Source organism: Rhodanobacteraceae bacterium (assembly GCA_016713135.1).
Taxonomy (GTDB): domain Bacteria; phylum Pseudomonadota; class Gammaproteobacteria; order Xanthomonadales; family SZUA-5; genus JADKFD01.
The window spans coordinates 41381-65334 of record JADJPR010000023.1 but is presented as its reverse complement, the minus strand read 5'-3'; the positions used below and the strand labels follow the sequence as shown (position 1 = coordinate 65334).

Here is a 23954-nt window from a genome sequence, read left to right as displayed (position 1 = left end):
TGTGTCCGAATCAGAAGGTGAACTCGCCGCCTAAATTGAAAGCGCCATCGGACGCGTCGAGATCGAACCACTCGTAGCCTGCACGCAATGCAAAGGATTCGCCGAGCAGCACGCGCATCCCCAGTTCTGCGCTGAAGCCATTATCGCTGTCGCTGTAGCCGACACCGGTGCCCGAACCCAAACCGCGGACATGACCGTCGGTGTTCGACCAGGTCCAGCCAGCGGCCACGAACGGCTGCCAGCGCTGCGTACCCAGGCGCCACGCCGCCCGCAGCGACCAGGCCTCAGACGAGAACTCGCGAGAAATGGAAATGTCCGGAGTGCATGCTTCTGGGCACGGGCTGAATTGGCCCGAAGCGGTGCCAAAGTCGTGGTAACTGGCTTCCACTGCCCAGTTTTCATGAAACTGCCAGCCAGCATGGATGCGCCAGCTGTTTTCGTTGTCCAGGTCGCCGATGACCTGGGGAGGGGAGTCGTCGACGATCGCTTCACCGAGGCTGGCGCCAGCAAAAAAGGACTGCGCATGGGCGCTGGCCGAAAGCAGCAGGATGGGCATCGCAAGCAGAGTCTTGTTCAAGTTCACAGGGTCCGTTCGTGAAAGGTTGAATGCCGGCCTCTGGCTGGCCGGTGCAATCCTTGACAATTGGTCGTCGGCTTGGTTCCGCGAGTGAATCGACCGATTGTTCCGAATCGCCGCGTCGCTTCACTGGTCCTTGTGAGTCCACATCGCAAGCCAATGCTCTCGCGACACCCGCCGCCGCGGAGACGGTGACCGACTTATTCGAAGCCGTTGCCAAACAGCAGGTCGAGTTGCGTTCGATCGCATTCGTAGGTCTCGGCGATCCGTGGCCCGGTATCGAGAACCGCGAAATCGCTGACGAAGACCTTCTGCGCGCCGGCCGTCTGGTCGAACACGCGCGAGCCGATGCCCAGGCTGGCCCAGGTGTTCGTGGTGTAGCGGTCGCTCTCCGCGTTCAGGGCCACGGTGCCGCCGTCGGCCAGCACGATGCCGTAACGCTGCATCGTGCGCAGGATGACCTGCGCGGCGGCGTTGTAGCCGGTCATCGGGAAATCGCTGCGCAGCCGCAGGCGCGCGCCGTAGGGCACGCTGGCGGCCGGGCCCGAGGGCGCGCCCGCGTGGGTGCCGGGGCGCACGTAGAGCCGGCCCGAAACGCCACCGAGCGTAGCGTCGCTGGCCATCCGTGGGTTGGGCAGGATGAAACGGATGGCGTGGCCGAGGTCGCCATCGGGCTGCGCGGCGGCAGCAGCCACCTCATCGGCGTTGAACAGCAGCGGCGCGATCGGGAAGCCGGCGGCATCCGCGCTGGTGCAATGCTCGCCGCGTCCGGTGGCCGGATACAGCGCATCCATGCGCCAGCGCGCCAGGCACTGGCTCTGCACGCCCTGTGCCGTGACGTTGGCCCGGTAGACCTCGAAGATTTCGTTGCCGTTGACCACCAGCAGATGGCAGTCGTTGCCGAACACATCGCAGCTGTAGCCGGCCTGGCCCTCGATGGCACCGCCCACCGGTAGCGGGATCGGCGTGCCGAGCGCATCGCAGTCCGGCAGGTAGTAGTCGTCGTTCGGATCCGCGCTAGGGATCTCGATCAGGGGCTGGGTCGGCGTTCCTGGCGTGGCGTACAGCACATGCATCGAGAAATCGATCTGCATGCGGTTGTTGCCGAAGCCGCCAAGTCCCGTGAGCGTCGAGATCATCGTCGCCGAGTCCGGATGCGCCGCGGCCTGGTCGATGCGCTGGTACCACGGCGAGCCCGGGTGCACGCGTGGCAGGGGTGCGGCGGCCAGCGACGCGCTGAGCGACACCAGGGTCAGGGCAAGGCCGGATTTCGGAAGCATGACGCGGGTTCCTCTTCGCATCGTGTAGAGCGCGGTGCGCGCATCATCCCGCCGATGGCCATTGCGTGCACATGTGAAGCTGTGGCCCACGCCACAGCGCGAAAGCTCCGGCACCCCGCGACGGTCCACTCCAGCGCAACCGCACAAGGAATGCCCGAAGATGTCCTCCTGGTTCCGCACCCTCACACTCTCAGTCCTGACCCTCGCCGCCATGAACACAGCCGCCGCCCAGACCCCGCAACTCGAATCGCTCGTTCTTGGAGGCGGTTGTTTCTGGTGCCTCGAAGCCGTCTACGACCAGGTGCGCGGCGTCGAGTCCGCGGTTTCCGGCTACGCGGGCGGCGAGGTGCCCAACCCGAGTTACAAGCAAGTGACGGGCGGACGCACCGGTCATGCGGAGGTGGTCGAGATCACCTTCGATCCGTCCGTGGTCAGCCGCGACACCCTGCTCGATGTCTATTTCACGATCCACGACCCCACCACCCTGAATCGCCAGGGGAACGATGTCGGCCCGCAATACCGCTCGATCGCCTTCTACGCCAACGAGGCGCAGAAGACGGCCATCGAGGAAGCCATCGCGCGCACCGCGGCCAGCGGTGAATGGCGTGGAAGCATCGTCACCGAGGTGCAGCCGTTGAAGGCGTTCTATGCAGCCGAGGACTACCACCAGGAGTACTTCGAACTGAATGGCGAGCAGCCCTACTGCAGTCTGGTGATCGCGCCCAAAGTCGCCAAGTTCAAGAAGCGCTTCGCGGCGATCCTCAAGTAGGGTCACGATCGGGACCATTCCGCGGGCCTCGATAGGGTGTAAGGTGGGGCACCCCACACCGGAATTGCCCCCATCGACGCCAACGAAGCGCTACGCCTGCCCACCGACCCGGCCCTGCTCGCATTGCGCGACATGTTCGCAGCCCACGCGCTGGCCGGGATGCTGCCCGCGCCCAAGGTGCCTGGCGTGTTGCCGATGAACGTCGATGGGACCGCGCGGATGGCCTATGCATATGCAGACGCGATGCTGCGCGCGCGGCTGCTGCCGCCCAAGCCGCCAGAACCGGAACGGCGCTGAACGCAGGGTAGGGCGCTGGCCCGGCGGATTGCCGGGCCCGAGTGTCAGCACGCCGCGCAGCGGTTATGATCCGGTCGGTCCCAATCGATCAAGCCTTCGGATCACCGCTCTGGTGCATCCGCGGGTCTTGTCGCACCCGGAGTGATGAATGGCGCGCGTATCCGCAATCCTGGCCCTGGCTGATGGCAGTGTTTTCAATGGCTTGTCGATTGGTGCGGAGGGCGCCCGTAGCGGCGAGGTGGTGTTCAACACGGCCCTGACCGGCTACCAGGAGATCCTGACCGATCCATCCTACGCGCAGCAGATCGTCACGCTGACCTATCCGCACATCGGCAACACCGGCTGCAACGCGGCGGACGAGGAATCGCGCGGGATCTATGCCACCGGCCTCGTGATCCGCGACCTTCCGCTGATGGCCAGCAACTGGCGCAGCGAGGGCGATTTGTCCGGCTACCTGCAGGCGCGCGGTGTGGTCGCGATCGCCGACATCGACACCCGCAAACTCACCCGCATCCTGCGCGAGAAGGGCGCCCAGAACGGCGCAATCGTCGCCGGACCCGACGCGAGCGCCGATGAGGCGCTCGCTCTGGCGCGCGCCTTCCCGGGCCTGAAGGGCATGGACCTGGCCAAGGTGGTTACGACCTCCGAGCGCTACGACTGGAACGAGGGCGTCTACGATCTCGGCGCGCCCGGGTTCAAGGGGGGCGCAGGCCGCTTCCACGTGGTCGCCTACGACTTCGGCGTCAAGCGCAACATCCTGCGCCTGCTGGTCGACCGCGGCTGCCGCGTCAGCGTGGTCCCGGCCCAGACGCCCGCCGAAGACGTCCTTGCGCTCGAGCCCGACGGCATCTTCCTGTCCAACGGCCCCGGCGACCCGGAACCCTGCGATTACGCCATCGCCGCCATCCGCCGCTTCCTCGCGGAACAGATCCCCACCTTCGGCATCTGCCTCGGCCACCAGCTGCTCGGCCTGGCCGCCGGTGCGAAGACGCTGAAGATGAAGTTCGGCCACCACGGCGCCAACCACCCGGTGATCGACCTGGACAGCGGCCGGGTGATGATCACCAGCCAGAACCACGGCTTCGCGATCGACGAATCGAGTCTGCCCTCCAACGCAAAGGTCACTCACAAGTCTTTGTTTGATGGCTCCAATCAGGGAATTGCCTTGAGCGATGCCCCGGCTTTCAGTTTCCAGGGTCACCCGGAAGCCAGCCCTGGTCCGCGCGATGTCGAGGGGTTGTTCGACGACTTTGTGAAGCTGATTTCGTCCGCAAAGGACGCAAAGGACGCAAAGAAGAGCGGTTGAGATGGAAGATTCACCCCTCTCGAAACGCGTCATCGGTTGTGCGATCGAAGTAAGCCGACATCTCGGATGTGGATTTGCGGAGAAGGTGTATGAGAACGCATTGATGGTTGAGCTGGTTCGCGCTGGCATCCGCGCTGAGCAGCAGAAGCCGGTGCTGGTGCGATACCGGGGCGCGGTGGTCGGCGATTACGTCGTTGACATCCTGGTGGAGGAAGGGCTGCTTGTGGAAGTGAAGGCACTGGACCGATTCAGCCCATTGCATGACGCGCAAGTAATGAACTACCTGCGTGCCACCGGATGTGCCGTCGCACTCCTGCTGAATTTCGGCAGGCCGCAGTTGGGCATTCGCCGGCTCGTGTGGCACCACAACGAATCAGACCGCATTTGATTTCCTTTGCGTCCTTTGCGTCCTTTGCGGACAAGAAGGATGCTCAATGTAGCGAGAAGCAACATGCCGAAGCGGCAAGACCTCAAATCCATCCTCATCATCGGCGCCGGCCCGATCGTCATCGGCCAGGCCTGCGAGTTCGACTATTCCGGGGCGCAGGCGTGCAAGGCGCTGAAGGCAGAAGGGTTCCGGGTAGTGCTGGTGAACAGCAACCCGGCGACGATCATGACCGATCCGGACATGGCCGACGCGACCTATATCGAGCCGCTGCACTGGACTTCGCTGGCGAAGATCATCGAGAAGGAGCGCCCGGATGCGGTGCTGCCGACGATGGGCGGGCAGACTGCGCTGAATGCGGCGCTGGACCTGGCCGACCACGGCGTCCTCGAGAAGTTCGGGGTCGAGCTGATCGGTGCCTCGCGCGAGGCGATCAAGCTGGCCGAGGATCGCGAGCTGTTCCGCCACGCGATGGCCGAGATCGGCCTGGAATGCCCGCGCGCCGAGATCGCGCGCTCGCTGGACCAGGCGCAGGCTGCGCAGGTAAAGGTGGGCTACCCGACGATCATCCGCCCCTCGTTCACCCTCGGTGGTTCCGGCGGCGGTATCGCCTACAACCGCGAGGAGTTCGTCGAGATCGTCTCGCGCGGCCTGGACCTGTCGCCGGTCGGTGAGGTGCTGATCGAGGAAAGCGTGCTCGGCTGGAAGGAGTACGAGATGGAGGTGGTCCGCGACCGCGCGGACAACTGCATCATCGTCTGCTCGATCGAGAACTTCGATCCGATGGGCGTGCACACCGGCGACTCGATCACGGTGGCGCCGGCGCAGACCCTGACCGACCGCGAGTACCAGCGCATGCGCGATGCGTCGATCGCGGTGCTGCGCAAGATCGGCGTCGATACCGGCGGGTCGAACGTGCAGTTCGGCATCAATGCGAAGGACGGCCGCATGGTCGTCATCGAGATGAATCCGCGCGTGTCGCGCTCGTCGGCGCTGGCGTCCAAGGCCACCGGCTTCCCGATCGCCAAGATCGCGGCCAAGCTGGCCATCGGCTACACCCTGGACGAGCTGCGCAACGACATCACCGGCGGCCTGACGCCGGCCTCGTTCGAGCCGACCATCGACTACGTGGTCACCAAGATCCCGCGCTTCGCCTTCGAGAAGTTCCCCAAGGCGGACGCACGCCTGACCACGCAGATGAAGTCGGTCGGCGAGGTGATGGCGATGGGCCGCACCTTCCAGGAAAGCCTGCAGAAGGCGCTGCGCGGCATGGAGACCGGCAACGACGGCCTCAATCCGCGGGTGCCGCCGCCGTACGACGACGACAGCATTGCAGTCATCCGCCGCGAGATGCGCGAGCCGCGTCCGGATCGCATCTTCTATGTCGCCGACGCCTTCCGCGCCGGCATGAGCGTGGCCGATGTCCACAGCCACTGCGCGATCGATCCCTGGTTCCTGGTGCAGATCGAGGACCTGGTGCGGCTGGAGCGCGAGGTGGCGCAGCAGGGCCTTGCTGGGCTCGACGGTGCACGTCTGCGCGAACTCAAGCGCAAGGGATTCTCGGACTCGCGCCTGGCCACACTGGTCGGCACCGATGAAGGCGCGTTGCGTGCGCTGCGCCGAGCGCTCGGCATCCGTCCGGTGTACAAGCGGGTCGATTCCTGCGCCGCCGAGTTCGCCACCAGCACCGCCTACATGTACTCGACCTACGAGGACGAGTGCGAGGCGGCGCCGACCAATCGCGACAAGATCGTCGTGCTCGGCGGCGGCCCCAACCGCATCGGCCAGGGCATCGAGTTCGACTACTGCTGCGTGCACGCCGCGCTGGCGCTGCGCGAAGATGGTTACGAGACGATCATGGTCAACTGCAACCCGGAGACCGTGTCGACCGATTACGACACCTCCGATCGCCTGTATTTCGAGCCGGTCACGCTGGAAGACGTGCTCGAGATCCTGGACAAGGAAAAGCCCAAGGGCGTGGTGGTGCAGTACGGCGGGCAGACGCCGCTGAAGCTGGCGCGCGCACTGGAGAAGGAAGGCGCGCCGATCATCGGCACCAGCCCGGATTCGATCGACCTCGCCGAGGATCGTGAGCGCTTCCAGCAGATGATCGTCGAGCTGGGCCTGAAGCAGCCGCCGAACCGCACCGCGCGCACGCCGGAGGCGGCGGTCGCGCTGGCGCGCGAGATCGGCTACCCGCTGGTGGTGCGCCCGAGCTATGTGCTCGGCGGCCGCGCGATGGAAGTGGTCTACGCCGAGGCGGACCTGCGCCGCTACATGACCGAGGCGGTGCGTGTGTCGAACGACTCGCCGGTGCTGCTCGACCGCTTCCTCGACCACGCCGGCGAGATCGACGTCGACTGCATCTGCGACGGGCGCGACGTGATGATCGGCGGGATCATGGAGCACATCGAGGAGGCTGGCGTGCACTCGGGCGACTCTTCCTGCTCGCTGCCGCCGTACTCGCTGTCGCCCGCGGTGCAGGATGAACTCCGCCGCCAGGTCACGATGATGGCCAAGGCGCTGAATGTGGTCGGCCTGATGAACACCCAGTTCGCGATCCAGGGCGAGGACATCTACATCCTCGAAGTGAACCCGCGCGCCTCGCGCACGGTGCCTTTCGTGGCCAAGGCCACCGGCGTGGCGCTGGCCAAGATCGCGGCGCGCTGCATGGTCGGCCAGACCCTGGAGCAGCAGGGGGCACTGAAGGAAGTGATTCCGGAGTACTACTCGGTCAAGGAGCCGATCTTCCCCTTCGTCAAATTCCCGGGGGTGGATCCCATCCTCGGCCCCGAGATGCGTTCGACCGGCGAGGTGATGGGCGTGGGCCGCAGTTTCGGCGCTGCTTTCGCGCGGGCGCAGATGGCTGCCAACGTCAAGGCGCCGGCGCTCGGCAAGGCCTTCCTGTCGGTGCGTGACGCCGACAAGCCGCGCCTGGTCCCGCTGGCGCGCGACCTGGTCTCGCGTGGGTTCCGGCTGGTCGCCACGGGTGGCACCTGCGACGCGCTGATCGCCGCCGGCGTGCCCTGTCAGCGGATCAACAAGGTGATGGAAGGGCGGCCGCACATCGTCGACCTGATCAAGAACGACGAGGTCACTTTCATCGTCAACACCACCGAGGGCCGCCAGGCCATCGCCGATTCCTTCTCGATCCGCCGCGAGGCGCTGCAGCACCGCCTGACCTACTCGACGACGATTTCAGGCGCGCGGGCCATTGTGCACGCGCTGGATTTTGGCAGCATCGACAGCGTGCACTCGCTGAAGGAACTGCACAGCGAGTTGGTGGGGAACGGGGAACCGGGAACCGGGAATCGGGACAGCAAGGAAGCAATCGCATGAAGCGGGCACCACTGACGCAGAAGGGCGCGAACAAGCTGCGCGCCGAACTGGAACACCTCAAGTCGGTCAAGCGGCCGCAGATCATCGAGGCGATCGCCGAGGCGCGTGCGCATGGAGATTTGCGCGAGAACGCCGAGTACCACGCGGCGCGCGAGCAACAGAGCTTCACCGAGGGACGCATCAACGAGCTGGAGAACACGCTCGCGAATGCCGAAATCATCGACACCAGCAAGCTCAAGCCGGGCTCGCGTATCGTGTTTGGCGCGCTGGTCGAGTTGCAGGACCTCCACAGCGAAGAACAGGTGCGCTACCAGATCGTCGGCGACCTCGAAGCCGACATCAAACAGCGGATGATCTCGGTCAGTTCTCCCGTGGCGCGTGCGCTGATCGGCAAGAGCGAAGGCGACACCGTGCACATCGAAACTCCGGGCGGGCGCAAGAGCTTCGAGGTGGTCGAGGTGCGGTACGAGGACTGAGCCGTCCACCCGGGAATTGGGGCGGTGCGTGGGACATCGCGCCGTCCTGCTTGAGTCCGGTTGTGGGTTCTGGGTTCTGGGTTCTGGGTTCTGGGCAGCGAGGCGCGCGGTCCGAACCACCGACGCAGCCGCTTGCGTAGCCCGTTGTGCCGCGCTTTCTGCCCGCCGGTTGTGAGTTGTGGGTTCTGGGTTGTGGGCGGCAAAGCCCGCGGCCCGCGGCATTGGGCATTGGCGACACATGCCGATCCATCCATGCCCCAAGGTGCGGGTTGCGGGCCTTGCTGCCCACAACCCAGAACCCAGAACCCACAACCGATTGCACGGGCCGGCGCCACCGACGCCGGCCCGGTGCGATCAGTTGAGCGAGTTGGTCTGCACGAACTCGATGCCGCGCGCGGTCAGCTGCATGCGCACGTCCATCGCCTTGACCGACTTGCCCATCGAGCGAATCAGTTCGCGGCCGCGCTCCATTTCCTTCGCCTGCTTTTCTTCCACCTCAGGGCCCGGGGCCGGCATGCTGTCGGCCAGCAGGGTGAAGAACTTGCCGGAGAAGCCATAGCGCAGCACGGTGCCGTCGGCGGCGTCCGGTACTGCCGCGGCAGCGCTGAAGCTCGCGTCGTCGATGTCCTTGGTCGCCACGCCCAGGCTCTTGGGTGTCATCAGCGCCTTGAACTCCAGCGGAATTGGCGCGGGAATGGCGTCGGCCGGCAACGCAACGATCTTGCCGTCGGTGCTGATCGTCAGCTGCGCCAGTGCCGGCACCCCTTGTTGCGCAAAACCCCAAAGCATCATCGGCGAGGGCGAGCCGAGTGTCACGAAAGCCGAGAGAGCGGTCGGCATCTCGCTGGCGGGATCGATACTGATGTCCTTCAGGCCGAAATGCAGCGCAGTCAGCGAACCCGCCATCGCCAGGCCGGGATTGGCGAGGTTCTGCTTGAGTTCGGTCGCACTCTGGTTGATGTCCTGGAGCTCCTCGCACTGATACGGCTTGGCCGCGATCGCATCGGCGACGCCATTGAGGAAGCGCACGGTTTCCGGCAGGTCGATCGACAGCGCCACCCGCAGCATCATCTCGTCGCCCACCGCGGCGCCCGGAATCGGGGCGGCAATCTTCTGCAGCGACTTCGCCAGTTCCGGTTCGACCTCGAGCATGCTGTTGACATTCATCTGCTTGGCGTCGAACTGGGTGGTGCCGAACACCATGCGCGGGAACTTCTGCGTCATCGCATCCAGCTCGCTGGCGCAGGCATCGCTCAGCTTCGGCACCTCACCACCAAAGGCGGCGATCACCTGATTGTCGTCCTGGTTGCGCCCGGTCAGACGCTGGGCGAGGCCGCGAATGTCGAGGTAGCCGGTGAAGTGGCCGTCGTAGCCGTTCTTCTGGTCGAGATCGGCCAGCACCTTGCCCGAGGCCAGCGAGGCTTCCGGCAGGGTCAGGCCGATCTGCGCGTTGACGCGTGCCTCGTCGGCCTTTGCCGGCAGCACGGTGGCCACCAGGAAGTTGCCGACGGGACCGAACACCACCAAGGCCTTGTCATTGGCAAACTCCCACAGGGTGTGATCGCCGACCTTGCGCGTGGTCAGCTGCTTGCCAGCCCTGCCTTCGATGCGCTTGACCGCCTCACCGAACTTGGCCGCGTCGACCAGTTCCATGCGATACACCGGCAGCAGACCGTAGCCGTAGACCGCGAAGCGGCCTTCGGCCTTCATGCCGAGCGCTTCCATGCCGCCCACGGAGGCCATCTTGCCGATCTCGGGCAGCGCAGCGCGCGCCCATTCGCCGAACTCGCCCTCGATCTTCTGCATCTCCGGATCGTTGGCCATGTCGGTGTACATTTGCTCGATGCTGACGCCGTACATGTTCAGCCAGGCATCGATCACGGCCTTGCCGGTCGGCGTGCGGTTCGCGAACACATAGGGCGTATCGGCCGGCACGTAGGCAAGCGGATCCGTGGCGGCTTCGTCCTTGCCGCAACCGGCAAGCGTGGCGGCGATCAGCGCCGCAAGCAGGGCGCGGCGGGTATGCACGAACATGGGTGACTCCTCGTGGATGACGTATGAAAGTGTGACACGCAAGCATGCCGTGACACGCGCGTGTTGTGGGCGTCCGTCGCAGGCAATTTCGGGATAAACGGACGAGCGGCGGGCTGAAGGACACCAGGCGCTGGCGCCCACGTCAGAATCCCGAGAGCTTGAAGACCAGCCAGGCCAACAACATCCTGAGGATCACCAGCAGCAACACCGCGACAGCGGGCGACAGGTCGAAAGGTCCAACGGGCGGCAGATAGCGGCGCACCCGGCGTACCAGCGGCGAGGCCAGGCGTTCGGTCAGGAACACAAAGGAACTGCCGGCTCGCGGCTGGAACAGGGTGAACAGCGCCGACAGGATGATCAGCGCGATCAGGAAGCCGGTCGCGAAGCTGATGGCGCCCACCAGGCCGCCGACCAACCAAGTTCCCGGATGTCCATAGAATCGCAGCAGGAGCGCGAACTCGAGGCTGGCCACCAGCCAGAACAGCAGCGCCGCGGCGATGCTGAAGTTGCGCCAGCGCGGGATGTGGCGCTCCAGCGGGCGCAGCAGCGGATTGGTGACCGAGTAGACCCAGCCGACCAGCGGATCGGAAAAAGGGGCACGCACCAAGGGCAGGGCGATGCGGAAGAAAAGGATCGTCAGCGGGATCCAGAACAGGAACTGGATCAGGTATCCGTAAATCGTCCAGCCCATCGCTCAGGCTCCCGCCAGTTCGCGGCCGCGCCGAGTGGCGGCATCCACGGCGGCATCGACCAGTTCGCTGAATCCGCCGCGGGCGAAGGTATCGAGCGCCGCCGCCGTGGTGCCGCCAGGCGAGGTCACGCGCTGGCGCAGTGTCGCCGCAGGCTCGCCGGATTCGACCGCCATGCGCGCGGCGCCGAGCGCAGTGTGCAGCGCGAGTTTGCCCGCGGTGGCTTCGGGCAGGCCCTGGCGTGTACCGGCCGCGGCCAGTGCCTCGATCAGCAGGAAGAAATAGGCCGGGCCGCTGCCCGAGACCGCCGTGACGGCGTCCATCAGTCGTTCATCGTCGATCCACACCGTCGCGCCCGCAGCGGCCAGCAAGCGCTCGACCTCGACACGCTCGTCGCCGGCGACATCCGCGCCGGCATACAGCCCGGTGATGCCGGCACCGATCATTGCCGGCGTGTTCGGCATCGTGCGCACCACGCGCGCCCGAGCGCCGAGTGTGTGGGTGATCCGCGCATGAGTCACCCCGGCCGCGATCGATACCACCAGCGGCGCGCAGTCAGCCGCGACCGGCGCCAGTTCGTCCAGCACCAGGCCCATCACCTGCGGCTTGACCGCAAGCACCCAGGTCCCGGCGACCAGCGCTGCCGCGGCATTCACCGAATGGGTGATGACCCCGAAGTCCTGCGCGAGCGCGGCGCGCAGATCCGCATTCGGCTCGGCCACATGGATGGCATTGCGCGCGTGGCCTTCGCGGATCAAGCCGCCGATCAGGCTGCGCGCCATGTTGCCGCCACCGATGAATGCGATGTGCTTGCTCATCCGTCTACGCTCCTGGGGTTCGCCGCGGAGCATAGAGGGTACGTGGCGCCCGGCGGCAACTGACAATGCCGCCTCCCTGGGCGAGTGCCGCCGCGTCGTCTGCCGGCGGCGTTCCCGTTTCCCCATATTTCCAATAGACTGAATCCCTTGCGCGCGATTCCTCGCGTAAGGGCTCAGGATTGACGATGGCGGTGAGCGTGGCAATGGCCGGCTGGCGGGAACGATTCCATCGGGCGCTCCGTGAGAGTGCGTTCGTGCTGCTGGTGCCGGTGGCGGCCTATCTGCTGGTGGCCCTGAGCAGCTTCGATGCATCGGATCCGGCGTGGTCGCATGCCGGGTCGAGCGCGGTGGTGCACAACTGGGGCGGTCGCGCCGGCGCCTGGCTGGCGGATGTCCTGTTGTACCTGATCGGCCGGATGGCCTTCCTGCTGCCGCTGGTCCTGCTCTGGTACGCCTGGCGCTTCCTGCGCGATCCGCCGGAGACCGGCCCCGCACCGGATCCGCTGGTGCCGCTGACGCGGTTGATCGGCCTTGGCGTGGCGCTGGTCGGTGGCAGTGTGCTCGCGCACGCGCAGATGCGCGGCGGCGGCCTGCCGGGCGGTGCTGGCGGCGTGCTCGGCAGCTTTGCCGGCGATGCGCTGATCGGCAGCGTCGGCCGTGGCAGCACCACGATGTTCGCGCTGGTGCTGTTCCTGATCGGCTCGACCTTCGCCACCGGCGTCTCCTGGTTCAAGGCGATGGACCGTGTCGGCGCGGCCACGCTGGCGTTGATCGAGCGCATCAAGGTCTGGCGCCAGCAGTACGCGGACTGGCGCGTGGGCCAGAAGGCGCGCGCCGAGCGCGAGGTGGTGCGCAAGGAAGAGGTGGTCAAGCGCAAGAAGCGCGAGCCGGTGAAGATCGAATCGCCGGCGCCGGTGATGGAGAAGAGCGAGCGGGTCGAGCGCGAACTGCAGATGCCGCTGTTCCAGAACATCCCATCGGGCGATCTGCCGCCGCTGGCGCTGCTGGACGAGCCGCGGGAGACCGGCAAACCCTACTCGCCGGAGGCGCTGGAAGCGCTGTCGCGGCAGGTGGAACTCAAGCTCAAGGATTTCCGCATCGAAGCACGGGTGGTCGGGGTCTATCCCGGCCCCGGTGATCACCCGCTTCGAACTGGAACCGGCGCCCGGCATCCGCGGCAGCCAGATTTCCTCGCTGGACAAGGACATCGCGCGCGGCCTGAGCGTGATCAGCGTGCGCGTGGTCGACGTGATCCCGGGCAAGTCGGTGGTCGGCCTGGAAATTCCGAACCAGCAGCGCGAGATGGTGTTCCTGTCCGAGATCCTGCGCTCCAAGGAATACGACAAGGCCGCTTCGGTACTGACCCTGGCGCTCGGCAAGGACATCGGCGGGCGCCCGAGCGTGGTCGATGTGGCCAAGATGCCGCACTTGCTGGTTGCCGGCACCACCGGCTCGGGCAAGTCGGTGGCGCTCAACGCGATGATCCTGTCGCTGCTGTACAAGGCCACGGCCAAAGACGTGCGCATGATCATGATCGACCCGAAGATGCTGGAGCTCTCGGTCTACGAGGGCATCCCGCATCTGCTGGCGCCGGTCGTGACCGACATGAAGGAAGCCTCCAACGCGCTGCGCTGGTGCGTGGCCGAGATGGAGCGTCGCTACAAGCTGATGGCCGCGGTCGGCGTGCGCAATCTGGCCGGCTACAACCGCAAGGTGCGCGAAGCCACCGAGCAGGGTCACCCGATCCTCGACCCGCTGTTCAACGTGGCCAAGGCCGGCCCCGGCGAGCAGCCACAGCCGCTCGACACGATGCCCTTCATCGTCGTGGTCATCGACGAATTCGCCGACATGATGATGGTGGCGAAGAAGAACGTCGAAGAGCTGATCGCGCGCCTGGCGCAGAAGGCCCGCGCCGCCGGCATCCACCTGATCCTGGCGACCCAGCGGCCTTCGGTCGACGTGATCACCGGCCTGATCAAGGCCAACATCCCCACCCGCGTGGCCTTCCAGGTGTCGAGCAAGATCGACTCGCGCACCATCCTCGACCAATCCGGCGCGGAGACCCTGCTCGGCCACGGCGACATGCTCTACCTGCCGCCCGGCACCGCGACCACCGAGCGCGTGCACGGCGCCTTCGTCTCCGACGACGAGGTCCACCGCGTGGTCAAGTACCTGCGCGAGACCCACGGCAAGGCCGAGTACCTGGACGGCATCCTTGAGGACACCCAGGAACTCGGCGATGGCCGCGTGATCGGCGAGACCGGCCTGCCCGAGGACGCCGCCGGCGGCGAAGCCGACCAGTTGTACGACATGGCCGTACGCATCGTCACCGAGACCCGCCGCGCATCGATCTCCGGCGTCCAGCGCCGCCTCAAGATCGGCTACAACCGCGCCGCGCGCCTGATCGAGGAAATGGAAGCCGCCGGCATCGTCAGCCCGCCCGAACACAACGGCAATCGCACCGTGCTCGCGCCGCCGCCGCCGAAGGATTGAAGTTCCCGCGGCCCGGCGCGGTCCTACAGCCGCGGTTCGGGGGATTCGGGTTAGGGTACGCGCATCTGTCTGCTGGAGGCTGCCGATGCGCCGTATCGCCCTGACCCTTGCCCTGCTTCCCTGGTTCGCCGCGCCGGCCGTCGCCGCGGATGCCCGCGCCCAGCTCGATCAGTTCTCTTCGGGCGTGCAGAACCTGTCGGCGGGCTTCACCCAGCAGGTGTTCTCTGCCGAGGGCGACAGTCTGGACGCGGCCTCGGGTACGTTGGCGCTGGCGCGCCCGAACCGCTTCCGCTGGGACTACCTGGAACCGGAGGAGCAGCGCATTGTGGCCGACGGCGACCACATCTGGGTTTACGATGTGGAGTTGGAGCAGGTCAGCGTGCGCCCGCAGGCCTTCGACGAGCAGCAAAGCCCGCTTGCGGTGCTGCTGGACCTGAAGGCGCTGGATGCCCAGTTCGCGACCGAGGACCGCGGCGAAGCCGATGGCGCCGCCTGGATGCGGCTGAAGCCCAAGTCCGAGGACGCGGAGTTCGACCATGTGGACCTGGCTTTCCGCGATGCCGAGCTCAAGCGCATGGTGATGGTCGACATCGTCGGCCAGCGCACCGAGATCGTGTTCCAGGACTGGAAGCGCAACGGGCAGTTGCCGGCAGGCACCTTCCGCTTCGACCCGCCGCCCGGCGTCGACGTCGTCGGCGAGATCAAGCCCGGCGCCCAGGTTGTGCCGATCGGCGACTGACCGCTCCGGACGGGGTCGGTTCAACGCGGAGACGGAGAGGACGCAGAGAGAAGCGCAGAGAGAAGCAAAGCACCTCTTGTGTGCTTCTCCTCTGCGGCTCCGCGTCACAACGTTTGTCAGTCAGCGACCGCATCTGGTTTCAACGCGGAGACGCAGAGTGGCAGAGCATTACTGTGAATGCGCCCGTTCGCTTTTCTCCGCGTTTTCCTCCGCATCCTCTGCGGCTCCGCGTCTATCGGTGTCAATCAGCGACCGCGCCAGAGACGCAGAGGATCACAGAGAAAGCGATCCTGTTAGCTCTTCTCTGCGTTTCCTCCGCGTCCTCTGCGGCTCCGCGTCTAATCGGTGTCAATTCGACGGAAGCAAGGTGATCCGGTGCTCCGCGGCCCCGGGCAGGAAGGGGCTGGGCTTGCCCTCGGCCCAGTCGGCGTGGCCGGCGCCGTAGTAGGGCGACAGCGGGTGGCCGCTCTGGCCGCCGGGCATGTGGAAATAGCCGAGTTCCTCGCGGCCGGGTGAGACTACCATGCGCTCGCTGGCGCCGAAGCGCGGGCCCTGGACGCGCGGCATGTACTGGTCGCCGTCGAGCGCCTGCGCGGGCATGTCGAGCAGCCAGCCGAGGCCGGGCAGGGCGCCGCTCAGCGGATGACGGATGGCCATGGTGTTGAGTTCGCCCCAGGTCGCATCCGCTGGCCTGAGGTCACGCTGTGCGAGGTTGGCGATCACATCGCCGGCGGCCGCGCGCAGCCAGGCGTCCCAGTCGGCGAAGTTCTGCGGCAGCAGGTGCGCAGGACGCTGCTGGATCGTGGCCCAGACCGCGCCCTCGATTTGCGGCAGGGTCGGCCAGGTCCACTCCGGGTCTTTCGCCAGCAGCGGTGATGCGAACAGTTGCAAGAAGCGCCGGTGCACGCGCAGGCGGAAGTCACGCACCAGGCGATAGGCGCGGGTATCGGCTTCGGCGCGGCCGTTCCAGTCGCCGATCGCCTCGCGCAGTTCCACCAGTTCCGGCTCGTTGCGGCCCGCCAGCGTGGCCGTCAGCAGGTCGTGCCAGCGCTGCAGGAAGATCGCGCGGTCGTCGAGCTGGATCGCAAGCAGGTCGGCCTCGGACAGGCGTTCACGGGCGTACAGGCCGTCGCGGATTTGCCGGCCGCGGGCGCCGAGGGTGTAGCCGCCGTCGCAGATCAGTGCCTGTGCGTCACCGGAAAGGTTGCGCGCATTGGCCGTCCACAGGCGGCCGGACGGAGGATCGACGACGGACGGTGTTTCTGCGTCATTCAGCCAGCCGATCCAGCCCAGCTTGTATCCCGGCTGCGGCAGACGTTCGTCGGCTTCGCCGAAGCCCTTGAATCGCTTCGGGATTGCGCCGATCAAGGTCCATGCAATGCGCCCGTCGCGGCTGCCGACCACCAGGTTCTGCGCCGGCATGCCGGTGGTGTGCGCGGCAGCCAGGGCTTCCTCGATGCTGCGCGCGCTCTCGAGCTGAGCCAGGCCGGTGTTGACGCCTTGCTTGTGGTGCGCAACCCATTGCAGCGCCAGCGGCTTGCCAGCGCTGTCCTCGCCAACGATCGGACCATAACTGGTCTCGCGAACCAGCAGCTTCTCCGATTCGCCGCCGGCCACCTCGATGACTTCCTCGCTGAGCGTCAGCGGCGCCATGATGTCGGACTCGCGGTATTGCATGGGGTCGTCCGGATGCAGCCCGATCTCGATGAAATCGAGCCAGTCGCCGTAGCTGTTGGTGAAGCCCCAGGCGATGTAGCGATTGCTGCCGACGACCATGAACGGGGTGCCCGGCAGGGTTGCGCCGGTGATTCGCTGGGCCTCGCCGCGGGCGTCGGGATAGCGCAGTTCGGCGCGGAACCAGATGTTCGGCGCGCGCAGGCCCAGGTGCATGTCGTTGGCAACGATCGCGCCGCCATGCGGCGTCACGGTGCCGGCGACGGCAAAGTTGTTGCTGCCGATGCCCTCGCTGCTGGCCGGCGCATCGAGTGCGGGATCGGCAATCGGCGTCTGGCGCAGGTCGATGGCCTCTGCGGATGGAATCGGCGGATCGGGCAGCGGGTCGCCCACCAGCGGCGCATCCCATTCGGTCCCGGCGGCGGTGAGGAAGGCGAAGACCGCGGGCGGCAGCGCCGTGTGCATGCGTTCCAGCTTCAGTTCGCGCGTGTTGCTGCCGTCCTGCAGGTTGAAGTACATCGCCAGCGGCGCCAGCAGGCAGTCCTGCGCGGTCCACGGCTGCGGCTGCTGGCCGAACAGCAGGTAGGGAAACGGGCGGACATCCAGTGCAGCGATACCGGCATTGACGCCGTCGGCGTAGCGCTGCATCTGCCGCTGGTGGTCTGGTGGCAGTGCGGCGAAGTAGCCAGCCACGCGATGGCGGAACCGATGCACGCGCGCGCCACGATCGGCTTCGAGCGTGGCCGGGCCGAACAGCGCGGACAACTCGCCGGTGGCGCGCCGGCGCAGCACGTCCATTTCGAAGAAGCGCTCCTGGCCGTGCGCGTAGCCCAAGGCCCAGGCGATGTCGTCGCGATTCGCGGCGCTCAGGATCACCGTGCCCAGCGCGTCGCGTTCGATGGTCGCCGGTGCCGCGAGCCCCGGCGCCAACACCTCGCCATCCAGTTGCGGCAGGCTACCGCGCAGCAGCAGCCAGGCCAGCGTGAGCGTGCCGGCAACCAGGGCCAGCAGGGCGAGCAGGATGCGGCGGATCCAGCGCATGGTGGGCCTTTGGGTCGGGTCAGCAATCAAGGTGAAAAGGCGAGAGCGCGAGATCGTTGGGAGCCTGTCAGCGCGCTGAGCGGGAGTAGCCCGGTGGTACGCGCGCAGCGCGTTCCCCGGGTACTTGCGACAAGTACCCGCTGAGCCGCTGCGCGGCACAACGGGCTACTCGAATCGATGCCTTGGGGCAAGTTTGTGCCCCCGCTTCAGCGCATCCCGAGTTCGTGGACCAGGAAGCTCAGCATGTCGGTCCACTCGTCGATCTGCATCGCGGTCGGCTTGCCGGCGCCGTGGCCGGCGCGGGTCTCGATGCGCGTCAGGTAGGTGCCGGGGCCGGCCTGGGCCTGCAGCGCGGCGGTGAACTTGAAGCTGTGCGCCGGGTAGACGCGGTCGTCGTGGTCGCCGGTGGGCACCAGCATCGCCGGGTAGCGCACGCCGGGCTTGATGTTGTGCAGTGGCGAATAGGTGCGCAGCGCGGCGAACTCGTCCGGCTTCTGCGGCGAGCCGTAGTCGGACTCCCAGGCCCAGCCGATGGTGAACTGGTTGAAGCGCAGCATGTCCAGCACGCCGACCGTCGGCAGCGAGGCGCGGAACAGGTCCGGGCGCTGCAGCGCGGTGGCGGCGGCGAGCAGGCCGCCGTTGGAGCGGCCGTAGATCGCCAGCTTCTGCGGGTTGGTGTAGCCGGCGGCGATCAGATGCTCAGCCGCGGCGATGAAATCGTCGAATACATTCTGCTTGTTGAGTTTGGTTCCCGCCTGGTGCCAGGTCTCGCCGTACTCGCCGCCGCCGCGCAGATTGGCCACCGCGTAGACGCCGCCGCGGTCCAGCCAGGTGGCCATCGGCACGGTGTAGGCCGGGGTCACCGGGATGTTGAAGCCGCCGTAGCCGTACAACAGCGTCGGCTGCTGCCCGTCCAGCGCCAGGCCCTTCTTCGCGGTAATGAACATCGGCACGCGGGTGCCGTCCTTGCTGGAGTAGAACACCTGCCGGGTCTCGTACTGCGCGGGGTCGAAGGCGACCTTGGGGCGGCGGAACAGGGTCGACTGGCCGGTGGCCAGATCCAGGCGGTAGATGTCGGTGGGGACGGTGAAGCTGGTGTAGCTGTAGAAGGTCTCGCTGCCATCGGACTTGCCGTCGAAACCCGCGGCCGCGCCGATGCCGGGCAGTTCGATGGCGCCGAGGTCCTTGCCGTCGATGGCGTAGCGGCGCACCTCGCTGCGCGCATCGCGCAGGTACTGGCCGATGAACTGGCGGTTGACCAGCGTGGTGCGCACCAGGGTGGCGTCGGTTTGCGCCACCACGGTGCGCCAGTTCGCCTCCGCCGGCTGGCGGGTGTCGATCGCGATCACGCGGTAGCGCGGTGCGTCCAAGTTGGTGCGGAACCAAAACACCGGGCCGTCGTTGCCGACGAATTCGTAGGCCGCCTCCAGCTCCGCGATCAGTTCCACCATCGGCGCGTTGGCCGTCGTCAGGTCGCGGTAGAACAGGCGGTTGCGCTCATCTGTGCCCTGGCTGACGCTGACGATGAGGTAGCGCCCGTCCTCGCTGACCTCGGCGCCGAAGCCCCACTTGGGCTGGTCGGGACGGTCGTAGACCAGGGTGTCTGCCGTCTGCGGCGTGCCGATGCGGTGGAAATAGACCTTCTGGAATTCGTTGACCGCCTTCAGCTTGTTCTCGCCTTTGGGCTCGTCATATCGGCCGTAGTAGAAGCCGCTGCCGTCCTTGGCCCAGCTGGCGCCGGAGAACTTCACCCACTGGATCACATCGCCGGTGTCCTGGCCGGTGGCGATGTCGCGCACACGCCATTCCTGCCAGTCCGATCCGCCGGAGGCCGTTCCGTAGGCCAGGTGCTTGCCGTCCGGCGAGACCTCGGTGCCGGTCAGGGCCACGGTGCCATCGCTGGAGAAGGTGTTCGGGTCGAGCAGCATCCGCGGCTCGCCGTCGAGGGCATCCATCACGTACAGCACGGCCTGGTTCTGCAAGCCGTCGTTGCGCGTCAGGAAGTAGCGGCTGCCTTCGCGGCTGGGCAGGCCAAAGCGCTCGTAGTTCCACAGCGCAGTCATGCGCGCGTGGATTTCGCCGCGCTGAGGCACGCTGCCGAGATACCGCTGCGTCAGCGCGTTCTGCGCCGCGATCCACTCGCGCGTGTCGGGCGCGTCCAGTTCTTCCAGCCAGCGATAGGGATCGGCCACCTGCACTCCGTGATAGCTGTCGACCTGATCGACAGTGCGTGCGGCCGGGTAGGCGAGGGTGGTGACCGCGACGCTGGCCTCGTCCTTCGCAGGTTCAGGTGCGGTGGCGCAGGCCCCGAGGGCGAGCAGGGTCAGGACCAGCAGGTTGCAGCGCATCGGCGTGTTCCGGCAAGTGGAGAGCGCCGGAGGATAACGCAGGCGGCAAAGGCGACTGTGCGGCCTCTTGCGCGCACGTACATTCGAGCACAGTCCCTAGCTCTACTCAGCGTAGCCCGGTGTGCGGCGGCAGCCGCTCAGCGGGTGCTTGCCGCAAAGCACCCGGTGAACGCGCGGGGCGCGCACACCGCGAGTTTCAGTCGTTACCGCTGATGAACTGCGGGCCATCCCCGGCGGTCTTCTCGTAGACGCCGCCGCCGGCCTTCTTGTACTGGGTGAAGCCGCGCTTGGAGAAGTGCGACTCCTGGTGCAGGTGCGCCGTGCCGCTGATCACCGACGCGGCAGAAATCAGGCGCTTGACCGGCGACCCACACTGCGGGCACTGGGCAAGGTCGGCATCGCTGATACGCGCGAACACCTCGAAGCTCGTCTGGCAATGCGGACAGCAGTGTTGCGGGTCGGCGGCAGTGTATTCGTAGATCGGCATCGGGCTTCAGTCCACGATCAGCGCAACCGCAGCATCCGCATCGGCGCCGGCAGGCGCAGCCAGATGCAGCTCGCGCCAGCGATTGACGATGGTGCAGAACAAATCGGCGGTCTGTTCGGCGTCGTACACGGCCGAATGTGCGGCCTTGCTGTCCCAGTTCAAGCCGGCGACATGCAGCGCCTTGCCCAGCACCGTCTGCCCGTAGGCCAGTCCCGCCAGCGACACCGTATCGAAGGTGCTGAATGGGTGGAAGGGCGAGCGCTTGTGGCCGGTGCGGCGGATCGCGGCGTTGATGAAGGACAGGTCGAAGGCCGCGTTGTGCCCGACCAGGATCGCCCGCGTGCAGTCGAGCGCCTTCATCGCCTTGCGCACGGGCTCGAAGATGTGGTCCAGCGCCTCGCGCTCGTCCAGCGCCGCCCGCAGCGGATGGGTGGGATCGATCCCGGTGATCTCGAGCGAGCGCGGATCGATGTTGGAGCCGGGGAAGGGCACCACGTGCGTCGACACGGTCTTGGTGCGCACCAGCCGGCCGTCCGACGTCATGTCCAGCAGCACCGCTGCGATCTCCAGCAGCGCGTCGCCGTCGCAATCGAAGCCTCCGGTCTCGACGTCCACGACCACGGGATAGAAACCGCGGAAGCGGTCGGCGAGAGACGTCGAGGGAATTTGCGATGGTTTCATCCGCGGCACGATAGCAGGGGCAGGCTGAAGCGAACGCCCAAAACACACGGGCGCCCCCTTTTCACTTTTCACTTTTCACTTTTCCCTGCCCCGTCACACCACCTCCACCCGATCCACCCGCTGCAGCCCGCGCGGCAGCAGCGCGCCGCGCTGGGCGCGGGTGCCGCGGTAGGCGTCGAGGTCATGGCCCTTGAGGCGGGTGATGCGGCCGCCCGCGACCACGACCAGTTCCTGCGAAGGCTGAAATGCGGCCAGTGCGATCAGGCGCGCGCCCGCGGCGTGCTTGCCAGCGGGAAGGTTGATGATCTTGTTGCCCTTGCCCTTGTCCAGTTCCGGCAGCTCGCCGAGCGGGAACACCAGCAGGTGGCCGTCGCTGGAAACCGCCGCGACCAGCGCGGTCTCGGCGTTGCCGGGGACCATGGTCGGCGCCATCACCTGGGCGCCGTCGGGTACGGTCAGCAGCTGCTTGCCGCTGCGGTTGCGCGAGACCAGGCTCTCGAAGCGGGTGTGGAAGCCGTAGCCCGCATCGGTGGCCAGCAGCAGGAGCGCGTCCGAGTCGGCGCAGACGGTCGCGAGGAAGCGCGCGCCGGAGGGCGGATCGAAGCGCCCGGTCAGCGGCTCACCCTGGCCGCGAGCCGATGGCAGCGAGTGCGCGGGCGTCGAGTACGCGCGTCCGGTGGTGTCGAGGAAGGCCGCCTGCAGGTTGCTGCGCCCGCGTGCACTGGCGAGGTAGCGGTCGCCCTCGCGATAGCTCAACGCAGTGGCGTCGATGTCGTGACCCTTGGCCGCGCGCACCCAGCCCTTGTCGGAGACGATCACGGTGACCGGCTCGGATGGCGTCAAATCGGCCTCGGACAGCGCCTTGGCCTGGCCACGTTCGACCAGCGGCGAACGGCGGTCGTCGCCGTACTGCTTCGCGTCGGCTTCAAGTTCCTTCTTGATCAGCGATTTCAGCTTGGATTTGGACTCCAGGATCGATTGCAGTTCGGCGCGCTCGGCGGCCAGTTCCGACTGCTCGCCGCGGATCTTCATCTCTTCCAGCCGCGCCAGCTGGCGCAGCTTGGTTTCCAGGATGTACTCGGCCTGTTCCTCGCTCAGGCCGAAACGCGCCATCAGCACCGGCTTGGGCTCATCCTCGGTGCGAATGATGCGGATCACTTCGTCCAGGTTGAGGAAGGCGATCAGCAGGCCTTCCAGCAGGTGCAGCCTGCGCTCGACCTTCTGCAGCCGGTGCTGCAGGCGCCGGCGCACGGTGTCGGTGCGGAACTGCAGCCACTCGGTCAGCAGCAGCTTGAGCGGCTTGACCTGCGGCCGTGCGTCCAGGCCGATCAGGTTGACGTTGATGCGGAAGCTCTTTTCCAGATCGGTGGTGGCGTACAGATGCCCCATCAGTTCGTCGACATCGACCCGGTTGGAACGCGGCACGATGACGATACGGATCGGTTGCGCGTGGTCGCCCTCGTCGCGCAGGTCCTCGACCATCGGCAGCTTCTTGGTCCGCATCTGCTCGGCGATCTGTTCGATGATCTTGCTCGGCGAGACCTGGTGCGGCAGCGCGGTGATGATGATGTTGCCGTTCTCGCGCAGGTAAACGGCGCGCGCCCGGACCGAGCCGTTGCCGGTCTCGTACATGCGGATCAGGTCGGCGCGCGGGGTGATGATTTCCGCGCTGGTCGGGAAGTCCGGCCCGCGGATGTGCTCGCACAGGTCCGCGGTGGTGGCGTCCGGATCGTCGAGCAGGCGGATGCAGGCGCTGAGCACCTCGCGCAGGTTGTGCGGCGGGATGTCGGTGGCCATGCCGACGGCGATGCCGGTGGTGCCGTTGAGCAGCACATGCGGCACCCGCGACGGCATCCACGATGGTTCTTCCAGCGTGCCGTCGAAGTTCTGTTCCCACTCCACCGTGCCCTGGCCAAGTTCGTCGAGCAGCAGCTTCGCGAAGGGCGTGAGCTTGGACTCGGTATAGCGCATCGCCGCGAAGCTCTTCGGATCGTCCGGCGAACCGAAGTTGCCCTGGCCGTCGATCAGCGGGTAGCGGAAACTGAAGGACTGCGCCATCAGCACCAGCGCCTCGTAACAGGCCGAGTCGCCATGCGGGTGGTACTTGCCGATCACATCGCCGACGGTGCGCGCCGACTTCTTGTGCTTGGCGGCGGCATTCAGCCCGAGCTCGCTCATCGCGTACAGGATGCGGCGCTGCACCGGCTTCAGCCCGTCGCCGACGAAGGGCAGGGCGCGGTCGAGCACCACGTACATCGAATAATTGAGGTACGCCTGTTCGGCGTAATCGCGCAGCGGGATCTGCTCGAAGGGCAGGAGTTCGCCAGTGCTCATCGGAAACGTCGCGCCGGGTCCATACGGAGGGCGGCGACTCTACAATGAACAGCCGGGTTGTCGGTTGTTGGTTCTTGGTTGTTGGCAGCAGGCACCGTGCATCGCGTGCTTTTGCCTTAACCAACAACCAACAACCCACAACCAACAACCGGCCGCGGTCCTTGGCACATCGCACGGACTCCGCTAA

17 protein-coding genes and 1 pseudogene are annotated in these 23954 nt (G+C 66.6%); 8 read left to right on the top strand and 10 right to left on the bottom strand.

Features of this window, described 5'->3' with window-relative positions:
• Positions 1-10: 10 nt before the first annotated feature.
• Both IPK27_20275 and IPK27_20270 read right to left on the bottom strand, forming a co-directional pair.
• Entirely contained in the window at positions 11-577 is a 567-nt protein-coding gene (locus IPK27_20275; GenBank protein MBK8069861.1) for a porin family protein, read from the bottom strand.
• Between the two features lie 200 nt (positions 578-777).
• Complete coding sequence (locus IPK27_20270; protein ID MBK8069860.1) at positions 778-1857, bottom strand: hypothetical protein; 1080 nt, start codon at positions 1855-1857, stop codon at positions 778-780.
• Between the two features lie 211 nt (positions 1858-2068).
• On the opposite strand from IPK27_20270, the gene msrA reads away from it, so the two are divergent.
• The 6 genes from msrA to greA all read left to right on the top strand — a co-directional run bounded on the left by msrA (position 2069) and on the right by greA (position 8429).
• Positions 2069-2626, top strand: coding sequence for a peptide-methionine (S)-S-oxide reductase MsrA (msrA, locus tag IPK27_20265; GenBank protein MBK8069859.1), 558 nt, complete (start codon positions 2069-2071; stop codon positions 2624-2626).
• Positions 2627-2758: 132 nt separating this feature from the next.
• Entirely contained in the window at positions 2759-2923 is a 165-nt protein-coding gene (locus IPK27_20260; protein ID MBK8069858.1) for a hypothetical protein, read from the top strand.
• Between the two features lie 148 nt (positions 2924-3071).
• Entirely contained in the window at positions 3072-4229 is a 1158-nt protein-coding gene (gene carA, locus IPK27_20255) for a glutamine-hydrolyzing carbamoyl-phosphate synthase small subunit (GenBank protein ID MBK8069857.1), read from the top strand.
• A gap of 1 nt (position 4230) precedes the next feature.
• Positions 4231-4617, top strand: coding sequence for a GxxExxY protein (locus IPK27_20250; protein MBK8069856.1), 387 nt, complete (start codon positions 4231-4233; stop codon positions 4615-4617).
• Positions 4618-4680: 63 nt separating this feature from the next.
• On the top strand, positions 4681-7953 hold the full coding sequence (carB, locus tag IPK27_20245; GenBank protein ID MBK8069855.1) for a carbamoyl-phosphate synthase large subunit: 3273 nt from the start codon (positions 4681-4683) through the stop codon (positions 7951-7953).
• Positions 7950-8429: a transcription elongation factor GreA gene (greA, locus tag IPK27_20240; protein MBK8069854.1), complete on the top strand. Its 480-nt coding sequence runs from the start codon at positions 7950-7952 to the stop codon at positions 8427-8429. Before carB ends, greA begins: the two co-directional genes overlap by 4 nt.
• 354 nt (positions 8430-8783) lie before the next feature.
• Here greA and IPK27_20235 read toward each other — a convergent pair whose 3' ends face one another.
• From IPK27_20235 to IPK27_20225, 3 genes are all read right to left on the bottom strand, one after another.
• Positions 8784-10463 carry a hypothetical protein gene (locus IPK27_20235; GenBank protein ID MBK8069853.1) on the bottom strand — a complete coding sequence of 560 codons (1680 nt, stop codon included), beginning with the start codon at positions 10461-10463 and terminating at the stop codon, positions 8784-8786.
• Positions 10464-10605: 142 nt separating this feature from the next.
• Positions 10606-11154 carry a YggT family protein gene (locus IPK27_20230; GenBank protein ID MBK8069852.1) on the bottom strand — a complete coding sequence of 183 codons (549 nt, stop codon included), beginning with the start codon at positions 11152-11154 and terminating at the stop codon, positions 10606-10608.
• Positions 11155-11157: 3 nt separating this feature from the next.
• On the bottom strand, positions 11158-12003 hold the full coding sequence (locus IPK27_20225; GenBank protein ID MBK8069851.1) for a pyrroline-5-carboxylate reductase: 846 nt from the start codon (positions 12001-12003) through the stop codon (positions 11158-11160).
• A 152-nt stretch (positions 12004-12155) separates the two neighbouring features.
• On the opposite strand from IPK27_20225, the pseudogene IPK27_20220 reads away from it, so the two are divergent.
• Positions 12156-14463 (top strand): annotated as a pseudogene (locus IPK27_20220) (DNA translocase FtsK 4TM domain-containing protein).
• Positions 14464-14548: 85 nt separating this feature from the next.
• A complete protein-coding gene (gene lolA, locus IPK27_20215; protein MBK8069850.1) occupies positions 14549-15202 on the top strand; it encodes an outer membrane lipoprotein chaperone LolA in 654 nt (217 codons plus the stop codon).
• 348 nt (positions 15203-15550) lie between these two features.
• Here the strand turns inward: lolA and IPK27_20210 are convergent, their stop codons facing one another.
• The 5 genes from IPK27_20210 to parC all read right to left on the bottom strand — a co-directional run bounded on the left by IPK27_20210 (position 15551) and on the right by parC (position 23767).
• A complete protein-coding gene (locus IPK27_20210) occupies positions 15551-17917 on the bottom strand; it encodes a penicillin acylase family protein (GenBank protein MBK8069849.1) in 2367 nt (788 codons plus the stop codon).
• Between the two features lie 206 nt (positions 17918-18123).
• Positions 18124-20265 carry a S9 family peptidase gene (locus IPK27_20205; protein ID MBK8069848.1) on the bottom strand — a complete coding sequence of 714 codons (2142 nt, stop codon included), beginning with the start codon at positions 20263-20265 and terminating at the stop codon, positions 18124-18126.
• Between the two features lie 196 nt (positions 20266-20461).
• On the bottom strand, positions 20462-20752 hold the full coding sequence (locus IPK27_20200) for a zinc ribbon domain-containing protein (protein MBK8069847.1): 291 nt from the start codon (positions 20750-20752) through the stop codon (positions 20462-20464).
• A gap of 6 nt (positions 20753-20758) precedes the next feature.
• Positions 20759-21433: a ribonuclease T gene (gene rnt, locus IPK27_20195; GenBank protein ID MBK8069846.1), complete on the bottom strand. Its 675-nt coding sequence runs from the start codon at positions 21431-21433 to the stop codon at positions 20759-20761.
• A gap of 93 nt (positions 21434-21526) precedes the next feature.
• Entirely contained in the window at positions 21527-23767 is a 2241-nt protein-coding gene (gene parC, locus IPK27_20190; GenBank protein MBK8069845.1) for a DNA topoisomerase IV subunit A, read from the bottom strand.
• Positions 23768-23954 lie beyond the last annotated feature (187 nt).

Bases quoted from the DNA above. Each gene is read 5' to 3' on its own strand.
- IPK27_20270 (MBK8069860.1), bottom strand. From the start codon at position 1,857: ATGCTTCCGAAATCCGGCCTTGCCCTGACCCTGGTGTCGCTCAGCGCG.
- msrA (MBK8069859.1), top strand. From the start codon at position 2,069: ATGAACACAGCCGCCGCCCAGACCCCGCAACTCGAATCGCTCGTTCTT.
- IPK27_20260 (MBK8069858.1), top strand. From the start codon at position 2,759: ATGTTCGCAGCCCACGCGCTGGCCGGGATGCTGCCCGCGCCCAAGGTG.
- carA (MBK8069857.1), top strand. From the start codon at position 3,072: ATGGCGCGCGTATCCGCAATCCTGGCCCTGGCTGATGGCAGTGTTTTC.
- IPK27_20250 (MBK8069856.1), top strand. From the start codon at position 4,231: ATGGAAGATTCACCCCTCTCGAAACGCGTCATCGGTTGTGCGATCGAA.
- carB (MBK8069855.1), top strand. From the start codon at position 4,681: ATGCCGAAGCGGCAAGACCTCAAATCCATCCTCATCATCGGCGCCGGC.
- greA (MBK8069854.1), top strand. From the start codon at position 7,950: ATGAAGCGGGCACCACTGACGCAGAAGGGCGCGAACAAGCTGCGCGCC.
- IPK27_20235 (MBK8069853.1), bottom strand. From the start codon at position 10,463: ATGTTCGTGCATACCCGCCGCGCCCTGCTTGCGGCGCTGATCGCCGCC.
- IPK27_20230 (MBK8069852.1), bottom strand. From the start codon at position 11,154: ATGGGCTGGACGATTTACGGATACCTGATCCAGTTCCTGTTCTGGATC.
- IPK27_20225 (MBK8069851.1), bottom strand. From the start codon at position 12,003: ATGCTCCGCGGCGAACCCCAGGAGCGTAGACGGATGAGCAAGCACATC.
- lolA (MBK8069850.1), top strand. From the start codon at position 14,549: ATGCGCCGTATCGCCCTGACCCTTGCCCTGCTTCCCTGGTTCGCCGCG.
- IPK27_20210 (MBK8069849.1), bottom strand. From the start codon at position 17,917: ATGCGCTGGATCCGCCGCATCCTGCTCGCCCTGCTGGCCCTGGTTGCC.
- IPK27_20205 (MBK8069848.1), bottom strand. From the start codon at position 20,265: ATGCGCTGCAACCTGCTGGTCCTGACCCTGCTCGCCCTCGGGGCCTGC.
- IPK27_20200 (MBK8069847.1), bottom strand. From the start codon at position 20,752: ATGCCGATCTACGAATACACTGCCGCCGACCCGCAACACTGCTGTCCG.
- rnt (MBK8069846.1), bottom strand. From the start codon at position 21,433: ATGAAACCATCGCAAATTCCCTCGACGTCTCTCGCCGACCGCTTCCGC.
- parC (MBK8069845.1), bottom strand. From the start codon at position 23,767: ATGAGCACTGGCGAACTCCTGCCCTTCGAGCAGATCCCGCTGCGCGAT.